General features: G+C 68.2%; 14 protein-coding genes and 1 tRNA gene. 1 reads left to right on the top strand and 14 read right to left on the bottom strand.

The window, feature by feature from the left end:
* Positions 1 to 34: 34 nt before the first annotated feature.
* The 7 genes from lepB to rpoE form a co-directional block, all read right to left on the bottom strand.
* Complete coding sequence (lepB, locus tag ML01_RS06530; protein ID WP_058554585.1) at positions 35 to 904, bottom strand: signal peptidase I; 870 nt, start codon at positions 902 to 904, stop codon at positions 35 to 37.
* Positions 905 to 1,057: 153 nt separating this feature from the next.
* Complete coding sequence (lepA, locus tag ML01_RS06525) at positions 1,058 to 2,863, bottom strand: translation elongation factor 4 (protein ID WP_058554584.1); 1,806 nt, start codon at positions 2,861 to 2,863, stop codon at positions 1,058 to 1,060.
* Positions 2,864 to 2,941: 78 nt separating this feature from the next.
* Positions 2,942 to 4,360, bottom strand: a complete 1,419-nt coding sequence (locus tag ML01_RS06520; RefSeq protein ID WP_058554617.1) for a DegQ family serine endoprotease — start codon at positions 4,358 to 4,360, stop codon at positions 2,942 to 2,944.
* A 180-nt stretch (positions 4,361 to 4,540) separates the two neighbouring features.
* Positions 4,541 to 5,014 carry a SoxR reducing system RseC family protein gene (locus tag ML01_RS06515; RefSeq protein ID WP_058554583.1) on the bottom strand — a complete coding sequence of 158 codons (474 nt, stop codon included), beginning with the start codon at positions 5,012 to 5,014 and terminating at the stop codon, positions 4,541 to 4,543.
* Positions 5,015 to 5,219: 205 nt separating this feature from the next.
* Positions 5,220 to 6,146 carry a MucB/RseB C-terminal domain-containing protein gene (locus ML01_RS06510; protein ID WP_058554582.1) on the bottom strand — a complete coding sequence of 309 codons (927 nt, stop codon included), beginning with the start codon at positions 6,144 to 6,146 and terminating at the stop codon, positions 5,220 to 5,222.
* Positions 6,147 to 6,223: 77 nt separating this feature from the next.
* The gene (locus ML01_RS06505; RefSeq protein ID WP_058554581.1) at positions 6,224 to 6,757 is read right to left on the bottom strand and encodes a sigma-E factor negative regulatory protein; all 534 of its coding nucleotides are present in this window, start codon (positions 6,755 to 6,757) and stop codon (positions 6,224 to 6,226) included.
* Positions 6,758 to 6,878: 121 nt separating this feature from the next.
* Complete coding sequence (gene rpoE, locus ML01_RS06500) at positions 6,879 to 7,457, bottom strand: RNA polymerase sigma factor RpoE (protein ID WP_058554616.1); 579 nt, start codon at positions 7,455 to 7,457, stop codon at positions 6,879 to 6,881.
* Positions 7,458 to 8,059: 602 nt separating this feature from the next.
* Between rpoE and nadB the strand changes: the two genes are divergently transcribed.
* Entirely contained in the window at positions 8,060 to 9,691 is a 1,632-nt protein-coding gene (nadB, locus tag ML01_RS06495) for an L-aspartate oxidase (protein WP_058554580.1), read from the top strand.
* Between the two features lie 333 nt (positions 9,692 to 10,024).
* On the opposite strand, the gene ML01_RS06490 is transcribed toward nadB, so the two are convergent.
* The 7 genes from ML01_RS06490 to pheS form a co-directional block, all read right to left on the bottom strand.
* A complete protein-coding gene (locus ML01_RS06490) occupies positions 10,025 to 10,651 on the bottom strand; it encodes a hypothetical protein (protein WP_058554579.1) in 627 nt (208 codons plus the stop codon).
* A gap of 38 nt (positions 10,652 to 10,689) precedes the next feature.
* Positions 10,690 to 13,074, bottom strand: coding sequence for a carbamoyltransferase HypF (gene hypF, locus ML01_RS06485; RefSeq protein WP_058554578.1), 2,385 nt, complete (start codon positions 13,072 to 13,074; stop codon positions 10,690 to 10,692).
* Between the two features lie 124 nt (positions 13,075 to 13,198).
* A tRNA-Pro gene (locus tag ML01_RS06480) sits at positions 13,199 to 13,275 on the bottom strand.
* 46 nt (positions 13,276 to 13,321) lie between these two features.
* Complete coding sequence (locus ML01_RS06475) at positions 13,322 to 13,690, bottom strand: MerR family transcriptional regulator (protein WP_058554577.1); 369 nt, start codon at positions 13,688 to 13,690, stop codon at positions 13,322 to 13,324.
* Complete coding sequence (ihfA, locus tag ML01_RS06470; protein ID WP_058554576.1) at positions 13,671 to 13,970, bottom strand: integration host factor subunit alpha; 300 nt, start codon at positions 13,968 to 13,970, stop codon at positions 13,671 to 13,673. Before ihfA ends, ML01_RS06475 begins: the two co-directional genes overlap by 20 nt.
* 70 nt (positions 13,971 to 14,040) lie before the next feature.
* The gene (gene pheT / locus ML01_RS06465; RefSeq protein ID WP_058554575.1) at positions 14,041 to 16,419 is read right to left on the bottom strand and encodes a phenylalanine--tRNA ligase subunit beta; all 2,379 of its coding nucleotides are present in this window, start codon (positions 16,417 to 16,419) and stop codon (positions 14,041 to 14,043) included.
* Positions 16,420 to 16,485: 66 nt separating this feature from the next.
* Positions 16,486 to 17,520 carry a phenylalanine--tRNA ligase subunit alpha gene (gene pheS, locus ML01_RS06460; RefSeq protein WP_058554574.1) on the bottom strand — a complete coding sequence of 345 codons (1,035 nt, stop codon included), beginning with the start codon at positions 17,518 to 17,520 and terminating at the stop codon, positions 16,486 to 16,488.
* Positions 17,521 to 17,560 lie beyond the last annotated feature (40 nt).

The following is a 17,560-nucleotide window of genomic DNA, read 5'->3' as shown; positions in this document are numbered from 1 at the left end:
TGGGTCTCGGTGGCCGGTGCTCAGGCGCTGGTGCTCAGTGGATCACGTCGCCCAGGCGGTCGAAGGCGATGGGAAAGCCGCGCTGTCCGTCCCAGTGCATCCAGATCGCGAAGGCCTTGCCCACCAGGTTGCCCTCGGGCACGAAGCCCCAGCAACGGCTGTCGTTGCTGTTGTCGCGATTATCGCCGACGACGAAGTAGGCGCCCTCCGGCACGGTGACGGGGCCGTTGGCGAGCACCATGCAGCCCGGCGGCAGGTCGCGGGCACCGGGGTTGATCAGGATCTCGTGCTCGACGCCGTCGACTTGCTCCAGCGCCCGATAGGCCCCCGAGTGGCCACTCCCGGCGCCCTCGCCGATGTACGGCGGCAGCGGTAGCTGCGCCATGGGCTCACCGTTTACGTACAGTGTCTTGTTGCGGTAATAGATCTGGTCGCCGGGCACGCCGACGACGCGCTTGATGTAGTCGACGGCCTCATCCCGCGGGAACCGAAACACCACCACGTCGCCGCGCGCAGGCTCGCCCAGCGGCAGGAACTTGCTGTTCAGCACGGGCCAGCGCAGCCCATAGGCGAACTTGTTGACTAGGATGAAGTCACCCACCAGCAAGGTCGGCATCATGGAGCCGGACGGGATGCGGAATGGCTCGACGATGAAGGAGCGCAGCAGCAGCACCGCCAGGATGACCGGGAAGAACGAGCGCGCGTATTCGACGATGACGGGCTCGCGGCTGGCGCGGGTGGCGGAGGCCCCGGCACCGGCGCCGACACCGGCAGCGTCGGCCCCGGTGGCGGATTGTTCGGCGAGCCGGCGGCGGCGTGGCGCAAGCACCAGCGCATCCAGCAGCCAGATGCCGCCGGTGAGCGCCGTGGCGGCGACGAGGAAGGTCGGAAAATCGAAATTCATGCTCTGAACGGGTGCGTATCCGTGTAGATCGCGCGGGCCAGGTGGGCCGAGCGCTGCTCGCGGCCGGCGCGCGGGGGAAGGATGGGTCGGGAGGGCCGCGGCCGCCATGGTGCGCGCGGCGACCGACCGGCGCGGGGCAGCCGATGTAAACGGCTAATTATCCTTGGAGGTTTGCAGCACGGCAAGGAATGCCTCCTGCGGTATCTCGACGCGCCCCACCTGCTTCATGCGCTTCTTGCCCGCCTTCTGCTTCTCCAGGAGCTTGCGCTTGCGGGTCGCGTCGCCGCCGTAGCACTTGGCCGTGACGTTCTTGCGCAGCGCCTTCACCGTGGTCCGGGCGATGATCTTGTTGCCGATGGCGGCCTGGATCGCGACCTCGTACATCTGTCGCGGGATCAGCTCCTTCATGCGCTCGGTGAGGTCGCGTCCGCGCGACTGCGAGTTGCTGCGGTGCACGATGAGCGACAGCGCATCGACCCGCTCGCCGTTGATGAGAATATCGAGCTTGACCAGGTCGGCCGGGTCGAAGCGCTTGAGCTCGTACTCGAAGGACGCGTAGCCGCGGCTCACGGACTTGAGCCGGTCGAAGAAGTCCAGCACCACCTCGTTCAGCGGCAGCTCGTAGGCCGCCTGCACCTGCCCGCCCAGGTACTGGAGCTGCTTTTGCACGCCACGCTTTTCGATGCAGAGATTGATGACGCCGCCGAGCAGGTCCTGCGGCACCAGAATGTGCGCCTCGATGATGGGCTCGCGGATCTCGCGGATGCTGCCGAGATCCGGCAGGTTGGCGGGATTGTCCACGTTGATGGTCTCGCCGTCGGTCTTCAACACCTCGTAGATGACCGTGGGCGCGGTGGTGATGAGGTCTAAGTCGTATTCGCGCTCCAGGCGCTCTTGCAGGATCTCCATGTGCAGCATGCCGAGGAAGCCGCAGCGGAAGCCGAAGCCTAGGGCCTGCGAGGTCTCGGGCTCGTAGAACAGCGACGAATCATTCAGCCGGAGCTTCCCCAGCGCGTCGCGAAGATCTTCATAGTCGTCGGTGGAGACGGGGTAAAGCCCCGCGAACACCCGCGGCTGGATCTGCCGGAAGCCCGGCAGCCGCGCCTGCGCCGGCCGGTCCGCGGTGGTGATGGTGTCCCCCACCGGCGCGCCGTCGATCTCTTTGATGCCCGCGATCAGAAAGCCGACCTCGCCGGTGTCGAGCAGCGGGCGCTCGGTCTTCTTCGGCGTGAAGACGCCGACGCTGTCCGCCTGGTAGACGCGACCCGAGGACATGACCTTGATCTTGTCGCGCCGGTTCAGCGAGCCGTTGACGACCCGCACCAGGGACACGACGCCGACGTAGGAGTCGAACCAGGAATCGACGATGAGTGCCTGCAGCGGGGCGTCGGGATCACCGCTCGGCGGCGGGATGCGCTTGACCAGCATCTCCAGCAGGTCCGGGATGCCGACGCCGGTCTTGGCGCTGACCCGCAGTGCATCGTCGGCGTCGAGGCCGATGATCTCCTCGATCTCGCGAATGACCCGCTCCGGCTCCGCCGACGGCAGATCGATCTTGTTCAAGACCGGCAGCACCTCAAGCCCTAAGTCGATGGCCGTATAGCAGTTGGCGACGCTCTGCGCCTCCACGCCCTGGGCCGCATCGACCACCAGCAGCGCGCCCTCGCAGGCCGCCAGCGAGCGCGACACCTCATAAGAAAAGTCCACGTGTCCCGGCGTATCGATGAAGTTGAGCTCGTAGGTCTCGCCGTCCTGGGACCGATAGTCGAGCGTGACGCTCTGCGCCTTGATGGTGATGCCGCGCTCGCGCTCGAGGTCCATGGAGTCCAGCACCTGCGCGGACATCTCACGGGCGCTCAGGCTGCCGCAGTGCTGGATGAAGCGGTCGGCGATGGTGGACTTGCCGTGGTCGATGTGCGCGATGATGGAGAAGTTGCGGATGTGCTTGAGGTCCGACATGGCGGGGTCTTGAGTCCTTGTTCAGCGAAGGTGACGGGGCCGCGGCGGCGGAGCGCCGGCGCGGCGGCGACGCGCCGGTCACTCCGCCGGAATGCGTATGGGATAGAACATGCGCCCGTCGCCGCGCTGCACCAGCACGGCCACGGACTCGCCCGCCTGCACCGCGTCGAGCAGTTGCCGGAAGCGCTTGGTGTCCGGCACCGGCTCGTTATCGAAGGTGACGATGACATCGCCGGCGCGAATGCCGCCGCGCTGTGCGGGGCCATCCTCCACGCTCGCGACGATCACCGCACCGCCGGGCAGGCCGAGCCGCTCCTGCTCGTCTGCGCTCAGGTCCTCGACGACGAGGCCCAAGCGGTCCGCTGCGGCCTGCTCCACCTGGCTGGTGGTGACGACGATGGCCTCTTCCTCGGGGAGCTCGGACAACATAACCGGCAGCTCCATGGTTTTACCGCCGCGCAGCACGGTCAGGACGGCCTCGGTGCCGACCTTGGCGGCGCCGACCAGCGGCGGCAGGTTGCCCGAGGTCGTGACCTCCTTGCCGTTGAAGGCGAGCACGATGTCCCCCGCACGCAGCCCGGCCTTCGCGGCCGGGCTCTGCGGCAGCACCTGCGCCACCAGCGCACCGCGGGGATGCCCTAGGTCGAAGGTCTCGGCGAGCTCGCGCGTCACGTCTTGAATCAGGACGCCGAGCCAGCCGCGGCTGACCCGCCCCTTCTCCTTGAGCTGCGCCACCACGTCCATCGCCACATCAATGGGTACGGCGAACGACAGGCCCATAAAGCCGCCGGTGCGGCTGTAGATCTGGGAGTTGACGCCCACCACCTCGCCGTCGAGGTTAAACAGCGGCCCGCCCGAGTTGCCGGGGTTGATGGCGACATCGGTCTGGATGAAGGGCACATAGTCTTCGGTGGGCAGGCTCCGCCCCTTGGCGCTGACGATGCCGGCGGTGGCGGAATGCTCGAAGCCGAAGGGCGAGCCGATGGCGAGCACCCACTCGCCCACCTTGAGGTCCGCGGCAGAGCCGATCTGCACCGCCGGCAGGCCCTCCCCGTCTACCTTGAGCAAGGCCATATCGCTGCGCTCGTCGGCGCCGACGACCTTGGCGATGAACTCGCGCCGGTCGCTAGTGCGCACAACGATCTCGTCCGCCGCCTCGACGACGTGCGAGTTGGTCAGCACGTAGCCGTCCGGCGACAGAATAAAGCCCGAGCCCAGGGAGCGCCCGTTCTCGCCTTCGTCCGGCAGTGGACCCTCCTCCCCGAAGAAGCGGCGGAAGAAGTCATACAGCGGGCCATCCTCGCCGAACCCATCTTCGGCATCAAAGTCCTGCGGCCCGTAGAGCAGGTTCTGTTTGGTGCTGATGTTCACCACCGCCGGCCCGTAAAGCTCGACCAGGCCGGTGAAATCCGGCAAACCAAAGCGTGTCGCGGCGTTCCCGGGCAAAGCTGGGACGACGGCCTCCCTCGCGGCGCCCGCGGGGATTGCGCAGGCCATCAGCAGCAGCAGGAAGGACAGCGGGCGGATGGGGGTGAGCATCTAGGCGATGAAACCGGTCGGGAGATCGATAGCAACGGCAGCGCGGCGCCGACGCGAAAGCGCAAAGATAGCAGAGCACCGGCCCGGGCTGCGCTCTGCCGTTACGATGTCGCCGCCCGGCCAGCGCCGGGCGTGCTGTCAACTGAAAGTGACCGGGATAGGCAGCGGGCGGTCTCTGCGCAGCAGCACCGGGCGAAAGCGCCGGTTTGCAGTCAGGCGGCGGCTGTAGGCGGCCACCAGGCGTAGCGCGATGACGAGTCCGAGCAGACCGCCGAGGATGCTCGCAAGCTCGCCGTCGGTACTTGCGGGGAGCGGCCAATGCCGACCGGCGATGGCCCCACCGATGAGACCCACGAGTGGCCCCAGGTAGGCGGCGGCGGCAGCGCGCAGCAAGGCATCTTCGGGGACGCCCACCACCACCGCGTCGCCGACCTCAACGCCGAGGGTGTTGTCGACTTCCAGATGCAGCGGACGCCGCCCGAGAAACCGGTCAAGCAGCGACGTTCCGCAGCTCCCGGCAGCGCCGCAACTGCCGCAGGCGCTCCGGCGCACCGCCTCGATGATGGCGACGCCGTCCGCGACTCGCAGCACCCTGCCCTGCTCTTCGATCACAGCTCCACCCACGCTAGGCGCTGCGATGCACGCAGCGCCGCACAGCATAGGCGCGCTGCCCAGCATCGGCAATCGTCCCTGAGGCAAGTTTCACGACGACACGGCGCTTGCAGGTCAAAGGGCCGAGGGCCAAGGGAGCCCTCCTCGGCCCTCGGCCCTTGGCCCTCGGCCCTCGGCGCACCCTGACCAACCGCGCTTTCTAGGTTCAATCGAGCGCGGCAGCCATGCCGTCGAGCACGAACCGCACCGTGGCGAGCGGCACCTCGCCGACCACAGTCACGTGGTGCTCGCCGATGCGGCCACCGGCGGCGCTGACGGCGCCGAGCTGGGACTCGCCCCGCAGCACACCTGTCGCGGGCGGCTCGGCGTAGATCGAGAAGGATGCAAGGCCGTCACTGACCACCAACTGGCGCACCGTAGCACCATCGTCACGCTCGAAGTTTGCCCGAGAAATGACAGCGAAGCCGCTGGGCAGCCGACGCGGCTCCCAATCGGCATCATCGCCGGGCGCCGGCGTCGGCCGCGCCGGCGGCTCGCCGCCAGACGGCGGCGCCGCGGCGGGATCGATGTCGATGTCCGTGAACATGATCTGTTGGATCGGCACGCGGTCGTGTGCGAGCAGATCGACCTTGAGCGGCAGGCCGCTCGCCTGATCGACGTAGAACCGGTAGCCGTAGCGATAGACGTCCTTCGCCATGACGCTGACCACATCCGTCTCGCGCCCCGCGATGCGGAACACGCCATGCCGTGCTACGCCGTAGTGACTGGACAGGGCCGAAAAGTCGAGCACGAGTCCGCCCAACAGACCGCCAGCGGCGGCGGGCCGCCGGACGGTCAGCGGCGCCGAATCCGGCAGCATGCAGGTGACGCCCCCGGCGTGCCGGGCCAGTGCCCGCACCGGTCCGGTCAGGGAGAAGAGGCTCTCACCGCTGCCGCCGGCGCCGACGCGATGGCTGACCCGCAGTGCCGCCAGGTCGTGCCCGTGCAGGTAGACCAGGGTGCCCTCAAAGGCCACGTGCTCGGCGGACCGGTTCATGCGATGGAGGATCGCCGCGGCGCCCTCGTCGGCGAACGCCGCGGCCGCGCTGCCGAGCAGCCCGAACAACAGCGCCGTGAGCCGCAGCGGGCTCATGCAACGGTCGCACACGCGGTGAAGCTTCGGAGCCGCGGGGTTCGACACCGCGCCCTGGGTCGCAGGTGCAGACAAGCTCAAGGTAGACGCTCGTAACCGATGACGGCGACGTAGAGTCCGACCCCGCTGCGTGCGGGCCCCGCCATTTGCTCATGGTGGTTGAACAGCAGCCGGTCGAGCCGGTTGCGCACGGCGGGGTCCTGCTGCTGCCAGCGCTCGGTGGTTGCGGCCAGTTGGACGTCGCCGTCGAGCGCTCCTGGCACCGGGCGCGTGAGCACGACGGCCAGCCCGAGCAGCGCCATCCCCGCGGCAAGGGCACCGCCGACGGGTGCGCTGAGCCAGCGCGAGCCGTGGGGGATGCGCGGCAGCGGCGCAGGTTCAGTAGGCCCGCTGGTCGCGGTGAGCTGCGCACGCACCCGCCCGGCAATGTTGCGTGCGGCGAGGTCGTTCGGCTCGCGGCGCAACGCGCGGCGGATGAGGTGCCAGCGTTCCCAGCTCCCGACCAGCTCGGGTGACCCGAGCAGATCGTTAATGGCCGCCGCGGCCTCGAAACGCCCCGCCTCGCCGTCCATGAGGCAGCAGATGCGTTGTTTTTCCAGATCCGTGCTCATGCGGTATTCACCCCCGCAGATTGTGTGACTGGTAAGCGTCGCCGCGGCGACGCGCTTCGGCCCGGCGACGCCGATTGCGGCCCGGACTGCCCGCCGGCGGCCGTGCCGCGGTCGCGACGAATCATGACATCAGCAGCGGCCGAAGCCGCTTGTCGATGGCCTCCCGCGCGCGAAAGATACGCGAGCGCACGGTGCCAATGGGACACGACATGGCGGTGGCGATCTCCTCGTAGCTCATGCCTTCCAGCTCGCGCAGGACGATGGCGGTCCGCAAGTCCTCCGGCAGACCGTCGAGCGCCGCCTGCACGTTGTTGGCGATCTCATCGGTCAGCAGCTCCCGTTCAGGCGTCGCCTGATCGCGCAGCCGACCGCCCATGTCCATCTGCTCCGCAACTTCCGCCTCCACGTCGTCGCCCGGCGGCCGACGACCCTGCGCCACCAGATGGTTCTTCACCGTGTTGATCGCGATGCGGTAGATCCAGGTGTAGAACGCGCTCTCGCCACGAAAGCCCGGCAGCGCGCGATACGCTTTGAGGAAGGCATCCTGGGTCACGTCCATCACCTCGCTGTTGTCGCGCAGGTAGCGGCCGATCAGCGCGGCGATCCGCTGCTGATACTTGAGCACCAGTAGATCGAACGCACGGTTGTCACCGCCTTGCGCACGTTCGACCAAGGCCTGGTCGGTCTCCCGCTCACTCATGGGCGCCTCCGGCCGGTGCTCCATCGAACGACCGGCCGCGCCTGTTGCACGTTGCCATTGACACTCACCAGCGGTGTTAAGTTCTTGCGTCACCCTCTCGAGCTGACGCCGCGCAAGGCCCCGGTTCGCCCGCATGCGGCCGGGGCTGCGGCGGGGTGCTCGCGTCGTTGCAGGAGAACATGCGGTCAAACCCCAGCATCAAAACGGTCTCGTCCAGCGAACCACGGAAATGAACAGAGACACGGACGGGTTGTTCATACTTTGCACAGATTTGCGCGATCGTGGGGCGGAGCCTCAGGGCCAAGGGCGGAGGAGCGCTCCCTTGGCCCTCGGCCCTCGGCCCTTCCCCCTTGGCCCTTGGCCCTTGGCCCTTGGCCCTTGGCGCTTCCCCCAGACGTTTCGGCGCGCATTCGGCGCCGCCAAGGAGTCCTCGCCGCAGCCCACGTAATGCTTGACTCGATCGCCGCCGGGTAGCACGTTTCGGCAAACTAGGCGTTGTCGGCTCACCGCCGCAAAGTCGGTGCCCGATACCCGCCCGCGACATCCACCGTCGGCTCGTTCGCGGTGCGAACGAACAACATCCTGCGCAGGCCATGCCACCCATGAACAACCCCCATCGCCACGACGTGCTCATCATCGGCAGCGGTGCCGCCGGTCTCAGCCTCGCGCTGCGGCTCAGCCCGGGGCTCCGCATCGCCGTGCTGTCGAAGCGCGAGCTGCGCGAGGGGAACACGCTGTATGCCCAGGGCGGCATCTCCGCTGTGCTCGACGCGGCGGACTCGATCGAGTCCCATGTCCGCGACACGCTGAACGCGGGCGCCGGACTCTGCGATGAGGCGATCGTGCGGCTCGTGGTCGAGCATGGTCCGGAGAATATTCGCTGGCTGCTCGGCGAGGGGGTCCAGTTTACGCGCGACGTGCAGTACCGCGACGCCGAGGGCTACCACCTGACCCGAGAGGGCGGCCATTCGCACCGGCGCGTCGTGCACGCGGCCGACGCCACCGGCCGCGCCGTGGAGGACACGCTCGAAAGCCAGGTGCGGGCACGCGCCAACGTGGATCTGTTCGAGCACCACACGGCCGTGGACCTGATCGACGCCCGACGCATCGGCGCCAATGAGGACCGCTGCATCGGCGCCTACAGCCTGAACAGCCTCACCGGCGAGGTGGAGACCTTTCTCGCGCGCTTCGTCGTCATCGCCACCGGCGGCGCAAGCAAGGCCTATCTTTATACCAGCAACCCGGACGTGGCCACCGGCGACGGCATCGCTATGGCTTGGCGCGCGGGCTGCCGCACCGCAAACATGGAGTTCATCCAGTTCCATCCGACCTGCCTTTACCATCCTAAGGCCAAGTCGTTCCTGATCACCGAGGCCTTGCGGGGCGAAGGCGCACGCTTGGTCCTGCCGAATGGTGATCGCTTCATGCCGCGCTTCGACCAGCGCGCCGAGCTCGCGCCGCGCGACATCGTCGCCCGCGCCATCGACCACGAGATGAAGCGCATCGGCAGCAAATACGTGCTACTCGACATCTCGCACCGCGAGCCCGAATTCATTCGCGAGCATTTCCCCACCATCCATGCCTACTGCCTCACGCTCGGCATCGACATGACCACCGAGCCCATCCCGGTGGTGCCGGCCGCCCACTACACCTGCGGCGGCATCCTCACCGATGCCCGCGCCCGCGCCGACCGCCCGGGGCTCTACGTGATCGGCGAGGCCGCCTACACGGGCCTGCATGGCGCGAACCGCATGGCGAGCAACTCGCTCTTGGAATGCCTCGTCTTCGGCGAGATCGCGGCGCGGGACATCGAGTTGCTGGCCGACGGCTGGCCGGAGCCGCCCGCGGCGCCGCCCTGGGACGCGAGCCGCGTCACCGAGCCGGACGAGGAGGTCGTGATCTCCCACAACTGGGAGGAGCTTCGGCGCTTCATGTGGGACTACGTCGGCATCGTGCGCACGAACAAGCGGCTCACGCGCGCGAAACGGCGCATCGACCTGCTGCGCCAGGAAATCATCGAGAACTACAGCAACTTCCGCGTCGAGACGGACCTGCTGGAGCTGCGCAACCTGGTGGAAGTCGCGGACCTGATCGTGCAGTCCGCCCAGCGCCGGCGCGAGAGCCGCGGCCTGCACTACACGCTGGACTTCCCGCAGCGGGACGAGTCCCAGCGCAGCCCCACCGTGCTGATCCCGGACCGTTATCGGCCGCGGCCGGAGCACTGGCGGGGCTGAGAACGACGGCGGTCGAAAGACGCGACCAGCCGGCCGCTGACGGCTAACGACCATGGCGACCAGCGCCACCCCGGAGGATGGAAGGCGCTGCTCGCCATGGCCGTTTCCCTCACCCCGGCCCTCTCCCAGAGGGAGAGGGAGATTAAGGAGCGCGCTGCGCGCGAGTTTCATGGTAAGGCGATTTCTGTCAAAAAACATACCGCCTGGCTTGTCTTTTCGCCCGCCTTCTGCGTCGCGGCAGCGGGTGCATAGTTCAACGATGTACCCGCTGCCGCTCCTTGAAGGCAGACGAAAATCCTGCGCCATTCGGTAGGTTTTTTTTCCGGCAATCGCCTAAGGATTCCAAAGCTTGACGAGCGTGACCACGAGGCCGCCCACCGCCACCGTCGTGCTGAATGACCAAACGAGAAAGCGGTCCATGCGCCGCTGCATCTCGCGAATGTCCTGCTGGACGCTTTCGAAGCGCTTGTCGACTTGCTCGAAGCGCTTGTCGACTTGCTCGAAGCGCTTGTCGACTTGCTCGAAGCGCTTGTCGACTTGCTCGAAGCGCTTGTCGACTTGCTCGAAGCGCTTGTCCACTTGCTCGAACCGAGCCAGCATGTCCTCGCGCAGTTGCTCGAAGCGCTTGTCCACTTGCTCGAACCGAGCCAGCATGTCCTCGCGCAGTTGCTCGAAGCGCTTATCCATTTGCTCGAACCGCTTGTCCATCTGCTCGAACCGCGCCAGCATATCTTCGCGCAGCTCCTTGTGGCGCAGCTCGGACGCTTCGAAGCGCTGGTCCATGCGCGCAAAGCCTTCGCGCATCAGCTCGAGCTGGTGCTTCAGCGCTTCCTCGACGCGCACCATGCGCTCGCGCAGCTCAATCTCGTACACGGCCGGCGGCTTGCCGAGGGATTGCTCCGCGAGCCAATCGCCAAGATGCGCCTTGATGAACTGGATGTCTTCCTGCGCCAGGGCCATGTCTGCTGCCGTACGGATCGCGAGTTTTGGTCAGTATATCAGCCGTGCCATGGGCTCTCCGACAGGCAAAGCCCGCCGGCCACCGCCTGCCCGAGCGCCAGCCCGCCGTCGTTGCTCGGCACGCGGCCGTGGCTCAACACGCTGAGCCCGACTTCACGCAGCCGGGTCGAGAGCGCCTCGAACAGCGTTCGGTTCTGGAACACGCCGCCGGACAGGGCGACGGTGCCGATGTCATGCGCCGCCGCAAGGTCCGCCGACAGCCCCGTCACTGCCTCGGCGAGGCCGGCATGGAAGCGCATCGCGACCAAGCCGGCTTGTGCACCGCCGGCAAGGTCGTCGCACAGGGCCCGCCACATGGGTGCTGGGTCCAACACGGCCATGGCGCCGTCGTCGACCACCGCGAACGGATAACCCGCCACGCCGACCAGGGGCCCGCAGCGGGTCTCCAGCTCGATGGCCGCCTGGCCCTCGTAGGCGATCCGGTCCGCACAGATGCCGAGCGCCGCGGCCACCGCGTCGAAGAGTCGTCCGCAGGACGATGTGAGCGGTGCGTTGATGCCGCCCGCCGCCATGCGGCGGAGCAGCTCCACCGGGCGAGCGGCAAGCGCGCGCGCCATGGGCAGGTCTCCGAAGTCCCGCCGAAAGGCGTCCCAACCCAAGGCGGCGTCGAGGTGCGCGAACAACACTCGCCAAGGCTCCAAGATCGCCTTGCTGCCGCCGAGCAGCGGCACCTGCCTGAGCCGCGCGACGCGACGCAGGTCCGTGTAGCCGCCGACGAACCATTCCCCGCCCCAGACGCTGCCGTCGTCGCCGTAGCCGGAACCGTCGAGCGCGATGCCGAGCACCGGCGGCGCGCCAGGCGCCCTGGCATTGTCCGCCAGCACGGCGGCGATGTGCGCGCGATGATGCTGGAGCGCAACGACCGGAATGCCCCACTCCGCGGCGAGCTGCCGGCCTACCCGGCTGGCGTGGTAGCCAGGATGGGCATCAACGGCGACCGCGGCGGGCAGGTGTTGGTACAGCGTGCGGTAGAGCCCGATGGTGTGCTCGAACTCGCGCGCCGTGGCGGCGTCGTGCAGATCGCCCAAGTGCTGCGACAGCACCGCCTGTCCGTCCTTCAACAGGCAGATGCTGTTCTTGAGCTCGCCGCCCATCGCCAACACCGGCGGCAATGGCGCGAAGGCCGCGGGCAGGGTCAACGGCGCCGGCGCAAAGCCGCGTGCTCGGCGCAGCAGCCGGGGCGCGCCGTCCATGACGCGTGTCACCGAGTCATCGACGCGGTTGATGATGTCGCGGTCGTGCAGCAGCAGTGCATCAGCGATGCCGGCCAGGCGCGCGCGGGCATCGGCGTTGTCGATGCACTGGGGCTCCTCGCTGCGGTTGCCGCTGGTCATGACGAGCGGGCGGTCCCAGTCGGCCAGCAGCAGATGATGCAGCGGGCTGTAAGGCAACATGCAGCCGATGGTGGTCTGGCCCGGCGCGACCGCGGGCGCCAAACCGGCCCCGGGGCGCATCGGCAGCAGGACGATGGGTGCCGCGGGTGCGCGCAGCAGCGCCGTCGATGCATCATCAAGCTCGGCGAAGCGAGCGATGACATCGAGATCCCGTGCCATCAGCGCGAGCGGCTTCGCATAGCGGCCCTTGCGCCGCCGGAGCTCCGCGACGGCGTCGGCGTCGGTCGCATCGCAGGCGAGATGAAAACCGCCGATGCCCTTGAGCGCGACGATGCGACCGGCGGCCAGGAGCCGGCTCGCCGCCGCGATGGGGTCCACCGCGCCCTCCCGGGCCGGATCGAGCGGCGTGCCATCCGCCCGCTCGAGCCACACCCGCGGTCCGCAGACGGGGCAGGCATTCGGTTGAGCGTGGAAGCGCCGGTCGGACGGATCGCGGTACTCGCGCTCGCAGTCCGGGCACATCGGAAACACGCTCATGCTGGTGTTCGCCCGATCATACGGGATCGCGCGGACGATGCTGAGCCTGGGCCCGCAATGGGTGCAGTTCGTGAACGGGTAGCGATGGCGGCGATCGCCGGGGTCTTGGATCTCCCGCAGGCACGCCTGGCAGGTGGCAGCGTCCGGCACGACACCCGTGTGCACGGACGTGGTGGCGCTGTGCTCGATGACGAAGTCGTCGCTCCGCCCTGCCCCATCCCAATCGGAGCGTTCCAGCGCGTCAATGCGCGCGAGCGGCGGTGCATCGTCGCAGACCTGCCGGCACAGCTCGGCGAGGGCTTCGGGCTCTCCCCAAGCCCGGATCAGCACGCCGTCGCCGTCGTTGCGCACACTGCCGGCGAGCCCGAGCGCTTGCGCCAGCCGCCACACGTTGGGCCGAAAGCCCACGCCCTGCACCAGCCCCCGGACGCGGATCAGCGCGCCGCTGGCCGTGGCTGACGGGTCTTGCGAATGCGCAACGCTCTCGGACATGCCTCATGGACCCCGGCACTGGGCTCTGATTCCCCGCGACGTGCAGGCGTCCGACACAGGTGCGTGCGCCGAGGGCACAAAAAAACGCGGCGATGGCGCACGCCATGCCGCGTTCTTGTTTGCTTGGTCCGGGCGGCAGGATTCGAACCTGCGACCCCCACAACCCCATTGTGGTGCGCTACCAGACTGCGCTACGCCCGGAAGCCGGCCAGTATACGAGGGTCGCGCCGGCACATCAACGCGCGTCTCAGTGCGAGCGGCGCTTCAGGTCATGCAGCAGGTCCTCCAGCTCCAGGCGCATCTGACGGATGATCTGGTGGCTTTGGGAGCTGTCGTGCTTGGCGGTCTCGCCGGAGAGCTGCTGGCGCGCACCGCCGATGGTAAAGCCCTGTTCGTACAGCAGCGAGCGGATCTGGCGGACGGTGACCACGTCGTGGCGCTGATAGTAGCGGCGGTTACCGCGGCGCTTCACGGGTTTTAGCTGCGGAAACTCCTGTTCCCAGTAACGCAGCACATGCGGCTTCACGTCACAGAGCTCGCTGACCTCACCAATGGTGAAATAGCGTTTGCCGGGAATCGGCGGCAGATCGTCGACGCTATCGGTCGAGTCCGGCATAAGCTTCGACCCGCGACTTCAGCTTTTGACCTGGGCGGAAGGTCACCACGCGGCGGGCCGTGATGGGGATCTCCTCACCCGTCTTGGGATTGCGTCCGGGGCGCTGCTTCTTTTGGCGCAGATCGAAGTTGCCGAAGCCGGACAGCTTCACCTGCTCGCCGTTCTCCAAGGCAGTGCGAATCTCCTCAAAGAAGGACTCGACGACCTCTTTCGCCTCGCGCTTGTTGAGCCCGAGCTCTTCGTACAGGTGCTCGGCCATGTCTGCCTTCGTCAATGCCATAACTGTCTCGTTGCAAGTCCGGTGCGCTCAAACTCGGGGAACGTGGCGCGAAGCCGCAAAGCGGTTGGGCTCAGGTGCGCAACTGCGCGTTCACATCGGCGCGCAGGGCATCCAGCACGCGCGCCGTGACCGCCGCCACCTCATCGTCGGTAAGTGTCTGAGAAGTCGCCTGTAAAATCAATCCCAAGGCAATGCTTTTTCGACTGGAATCTACTTTCTCGCCGACATAGATGTCGAATAGGACCAGTTCCCGCAGCAGATCGCCGGCAGCAGACCGGACGCTGTCCTCAATGCGGGCGAAAGTCACCGTGCGATCGACGACGATGGCGAGGTCTCGGCGGATGGATGGAAACTTTGACAGCGGTGCGAACGCCGGTCGCGGTGCCCCGCTCAAGGCGGAGGTGTCGAGCTCGAACAACTGCACGCTCACCGGGAGGTCCAGTGCTGCGGCCAGTGACGGGTGGATGCTGCCGAGCCAGCCGACCGGCTTGCCCGCGCGCTCGATGCGCGCGCTCTGCCCCGGATGCAGCGCCGGGTGCGCCGCGGCGGTCCAGGCCACCTCGCCGGCACAGCCGGCGGCCGCGAGCAGCGCCTCGACATCGGCCTTCAGGTCGAACAGGTCGGCATCGGCGCCCACGGCACCCCATTGCTCCGGCAGCACCGGGCCGACGATCGCGCCGGCGAGCATGGGCTCCTGCATGAGCTCGGCACCAGCCTGACGGAAGCGCAGCCCGGACTCGAACAGCCGCACCCGCGTCTGCTGCCGCGCCAGATTCTGGCGCAGCGCTTGGAGCAGTCCGGTCCAGAGGCTCGTGCGCATCACCGAGAGCTCCGCGGACAGCGGGTTCGCCAGCGCCAGCGGCGCGGCGTCCGGGTCCACGAGGCGCTGCAGCTCCGGGCTCACGAAGCTGTAGGTGACGGCCTCGTAGTAGCCGCGGTCGAGCAAGAGCCGGCGCGAGCGCTGCGGATCGTAGGCCATTTCCAACGGGGCGCGGGTCGCCGCGGCGGAGCGCGCATGCGTCACCGGGATGCGGTCGTAGCCGTGCACGCGGCCGAGCTCGGCGATGACGTCGACCTCCAACTGCACGTCGAAGCGCGCCGGTGGCGGCGTTACCTGCCAGCCGTCCCCGACGGCGGTAAGCGTCATGCCGAGCCGGCTCAGGATATCCGTGACGGCGGCGTCGTCGAACGCGAGCCCGAGCACCTGCGCGATGCGGGCGCGGCGCAGGTGCAGCGTCGGCGGCAGCGGCAGGTCCGGCTCGGACACCGCGGCCACCACCGGACCGGCCGTGCCCCCGGCGATGCCTTGCAGCAGCGCGGTCGCGCGCTCCATGGCGAGCACGCAGCGGGTCGGGTCCACGCCGCGCTCGAAGCGATGCGAGGAGTCGGTGTGCAGCCCGTAGCTACGGGCCTTGCCGCTGATGGCGGCGGGTGCGAAGAAGGCGCTTTCCAGCAGCAGATCGCGGGTGGCGTCGCCGACGGCGCTGTCGGCCCCGCCCATGATGCCGGCCAGCGCCACGGCGCGCTTTGCATCGGCAATGACCAGGCTGTCGGCGCGCAGCCGAGCGGTGTCGCCGTTCAACAGGGCCAGTTCCTCGCCGTCGCGGGCCATGCGCACCTCGATGCCGCCATCGAGCTTGGCGAGATCGAAGGCGTGCATCGGCTGGCCCAGCTCCAGCAGCACGTAGTTGGTGACGTCCACGGCAACGCTGATGGGCCGAAGCCCACTGCGGCGCAGGCGCTCCTGCATCCAGAGCGGCGTCGGCGCCCGCGGGTCGATGCCGCGCAGCACGCGGCAGAGGTAGCGCGGGCAGGCGGCCGGGGCGGCGAGCGTGACGTCGACGCGGTCGTCGCTGCCCGCGGGAACGGGCTCGATGCGCGGCTCGCGCACCGCGACGCGGTTCAGCACGCCGACGTCGCGGGCGACGCCGGCAACGCTCAGGCAATCGGCCCGGTCCGGCGTCAGGTCGAGCTCGATGCAGTGGTCGTCGAGCGCGAGGAAGGCACGGAAGTCCTCGCCCACCGGGGCGTCCGCCGGCAGCACCAGAATGCCGGCCGAGCTCTCGGCAAGGCCGAGCTCGGAGGCCGAGCAGATCATGCCGTTGGACTCGACGCCGCGGAGCTTCGCGCGCTTGATCTTGAAGTCGCCGGGCAATCTGGCACCGACGGTCGCCACCGGCACGCGCTGGCCGGCCGCGACGTTGGCGGCGCCGCAGACGATGCCGATGGGCTCACCATCGCCCAAGTCCACCTGGCAGACGCGGAGCTTCTCGGCGTCCGGGTGTGGCGCGACGCTCTGCACGTGGCCGACGACGACGCCGCTGAACGCGGGCGCGGCCGGCTCTACGGCGTCCACCTCGAGCCCGGACAGGCTGAGTTGATCGGTAAGGGCTTGGGTGTCGAGCGGCGGGTCCACCCATTCGCGCAGCCAGGCTTCGCTGAAGCGCATCGATCGGTCTCCGATGAGGGCGCGCGGCGCGCCGGTGCGTGCCGGCGGGCGCTAAGATGTTGTCGGCTAGCCGAACTGCCGCAGAAAACGCAGGTCGTTCTCAAAATAGAGCCGGATGTCGTCGATGCCGTAGCGCAGCATCGCCAGGCGCTCGACACCCATGCCGAAGGCATAGCCCAGCCAGCGCTCCGGGTCGATGTTGACGTGCCCGAGCACGGCGGGGTGGATCATGCCGCAGCCGAGCACCTCCAGCCAGCCGCTCTGCTTGCACACCCGGCAGCCGGCGCCGCCGCACTTGACGCACTGCACGTCCACCTCGGCGGACGGTTCGGTGAACGGGAAGTAGGACGGCCGGAAGCGCAGCTTCAGGGCATCGTCCTCGAAGAAGTTGCGCAGGAAGTCGTACAGCACGCCTTTCAGGTCTGCAAACGTCGCCTGCTCGTCCACGAGGAAACCTTCCACTTGGTGGAACATGGGCGTGTGGGTCAGATCCGAGTCGCAGCGATAGACACGCCCGGGCGCGATGACGCGAAACGGCGGCTCGCGCTGTTCCATGACGCGGATCTGCACGGGTGACGTGTGCGTGCGCAGCAGCCGCCCGTCCGGGAAGTAGAAGGTGTCGTGCATCGCCCGCGCGGGATGGTGCGCCGGGATGTTGAGCGCCTCGAAGTTGTGGTAGTCGTCCTCGACCTCGGGGCCTTCCTCGACGTTGAAGCCGGCGTTGGCAAAGAGCTGCTCGATGCGCTCCAGCGTGCGGGTGACCGGATGCGCGGCGCCGATGTGCTGGCCCCGGCCCGGCAGCGTCACGTCGACGCGCTCCCCGGCGAGCCGCTCGGCAAGCAGCGCCTGCTCCAGCGCGGCCTTGCGGGCGTCGAGTGCCTGCTGCAGCTCCACCTTGACCTGATTGATGGCCGCTCCGGCGGCCGGGCGCTCCGCCGGCGGCAGCGCACCCAGCGCCTTGAGCTGTGCGGTGAGCCGACCGCTCTTGCCCAGATAATCCACGCGGGTGCGGTCGAGCGCGGCGAGATCCACCGCGGCAGCCACGCTGGTCAGCGCCTCACTGCGAAGCTGATCGAGGGACGGCGGACTGCCTGGGCTCATTGGAAATCTAAAACAGGGGCTAGGGGCTGGGGGCTAGGAG

Origin of the sequence: Thiohalocapsa sp. ML1 (assembly GCF_001469165.1) — a bacterium.
Lineage (GTDB): Bacteria > Pseudomonadota > Gammaproteobacteria > Chromatiales > Chromatiaceae > Thiohalocapsa.
Note: the sequence above shows the minus strand (reverse complement) of the source record. Positions and strands in the feature narration are given on the sequence as shown.

What these genes read in the sequence shown, in the direction of transcription:
- pheT (WP_058554575.1), bottom strand. Translation starts at nt 16,419, where the DNA reads ATGCGCTTCAGCGAAGCCTGGCTGCGCGAATGGGTGGACCCGCCGCTC.
- lepA (WP_058554584.1), bottom strand. Translation starts at nt 2,863, where the DNA reads ATGTCGGACCTCAAGCACATCCGCAACTTCTCCATCATCGCGCACATC.
- ML01_RS06490 (WP_058554579.1), bottom strand. Translation starts at nt 10,651, where the DNA reads ATGGCCCTGGCGCAGGAAGACATCCAGTTCATCAAGGCGCATCTTGGC.
- ML01_RS06520 (WP_058554617.1), bottom strand. Translation starts at nt 4,360, where the DNA reads ATGGCCTGCGCAATCCCCGCGGGCGCCGCGAGGGAGGCCGTCGTCCCA.
- ihfA (WP_058554576.1), bottom strand. Translation starts at nt 13,970, where the DNA reads ATGGCATTGACGAAGGCAGACATGGCCGAGCACCTGTACGAAGAGCTC.
- ML01_RS06475 (WP_058554577.1), bottom strand. Translation starts at nt 13,690, where the DNA reads ATGCCGGACTCGACCGATAGCGTCGACGATCTGCCGCCGATTCCCGGC.
- ML01_RS06505 (WP_058554581.1), bottom strand. Translation starts at nt 6,757, where the DNA reads ATGAGCACGGATCTGGAAAAACAACGCATCTGCTGCCTCATGGACGGC.
- pheS (WP_058554574.1), bottom strand. Translation starts at nt 17,520, where the DNA reads ATGAGCCCAGGCAGTCCGCCGTCCCTCGATCAGCTTCGCAGTGAGGCG.
- lepB (WP_058554585.1), bottom strand. Translation starts at nt 904, where the DNA reads ATGAATTTCGATTTTCCGACCTTCCTCGTCGCCGCCACGGCGCTCACC.
- rpoE (WP_058554616.1), bottom strand. Translation starts at nt 7,457, where the DNA reads ATGAGTGAGCGGGAGACCGACCAGGCCTTGGTCGAACGTGCGCAAGGC.
- nadB (WP_058554580.1), top strand. Translation starts at nt 8,060, where the DNA reads ATGAACAACCCCCATCGCCACGACGTGCTCATCATCGGCAGCGGTGCC.
- ML01_RS06510 (WP_058554582.1), bottom strand. Translation starts at nt 6,146, where the DNA reads ATGAGCCCGCTGCGGCTCACGGCGCTGTTGTTCGGGCTGCTCGGCAGC.
- hypF (WP_058554578.1), bottom strand. Translation starts at nt 13,074, where the DNA reads ATGTCCGAGAGCGTTGCGCATTCGCAAGACCCGTCAGCCACGGCCAGC.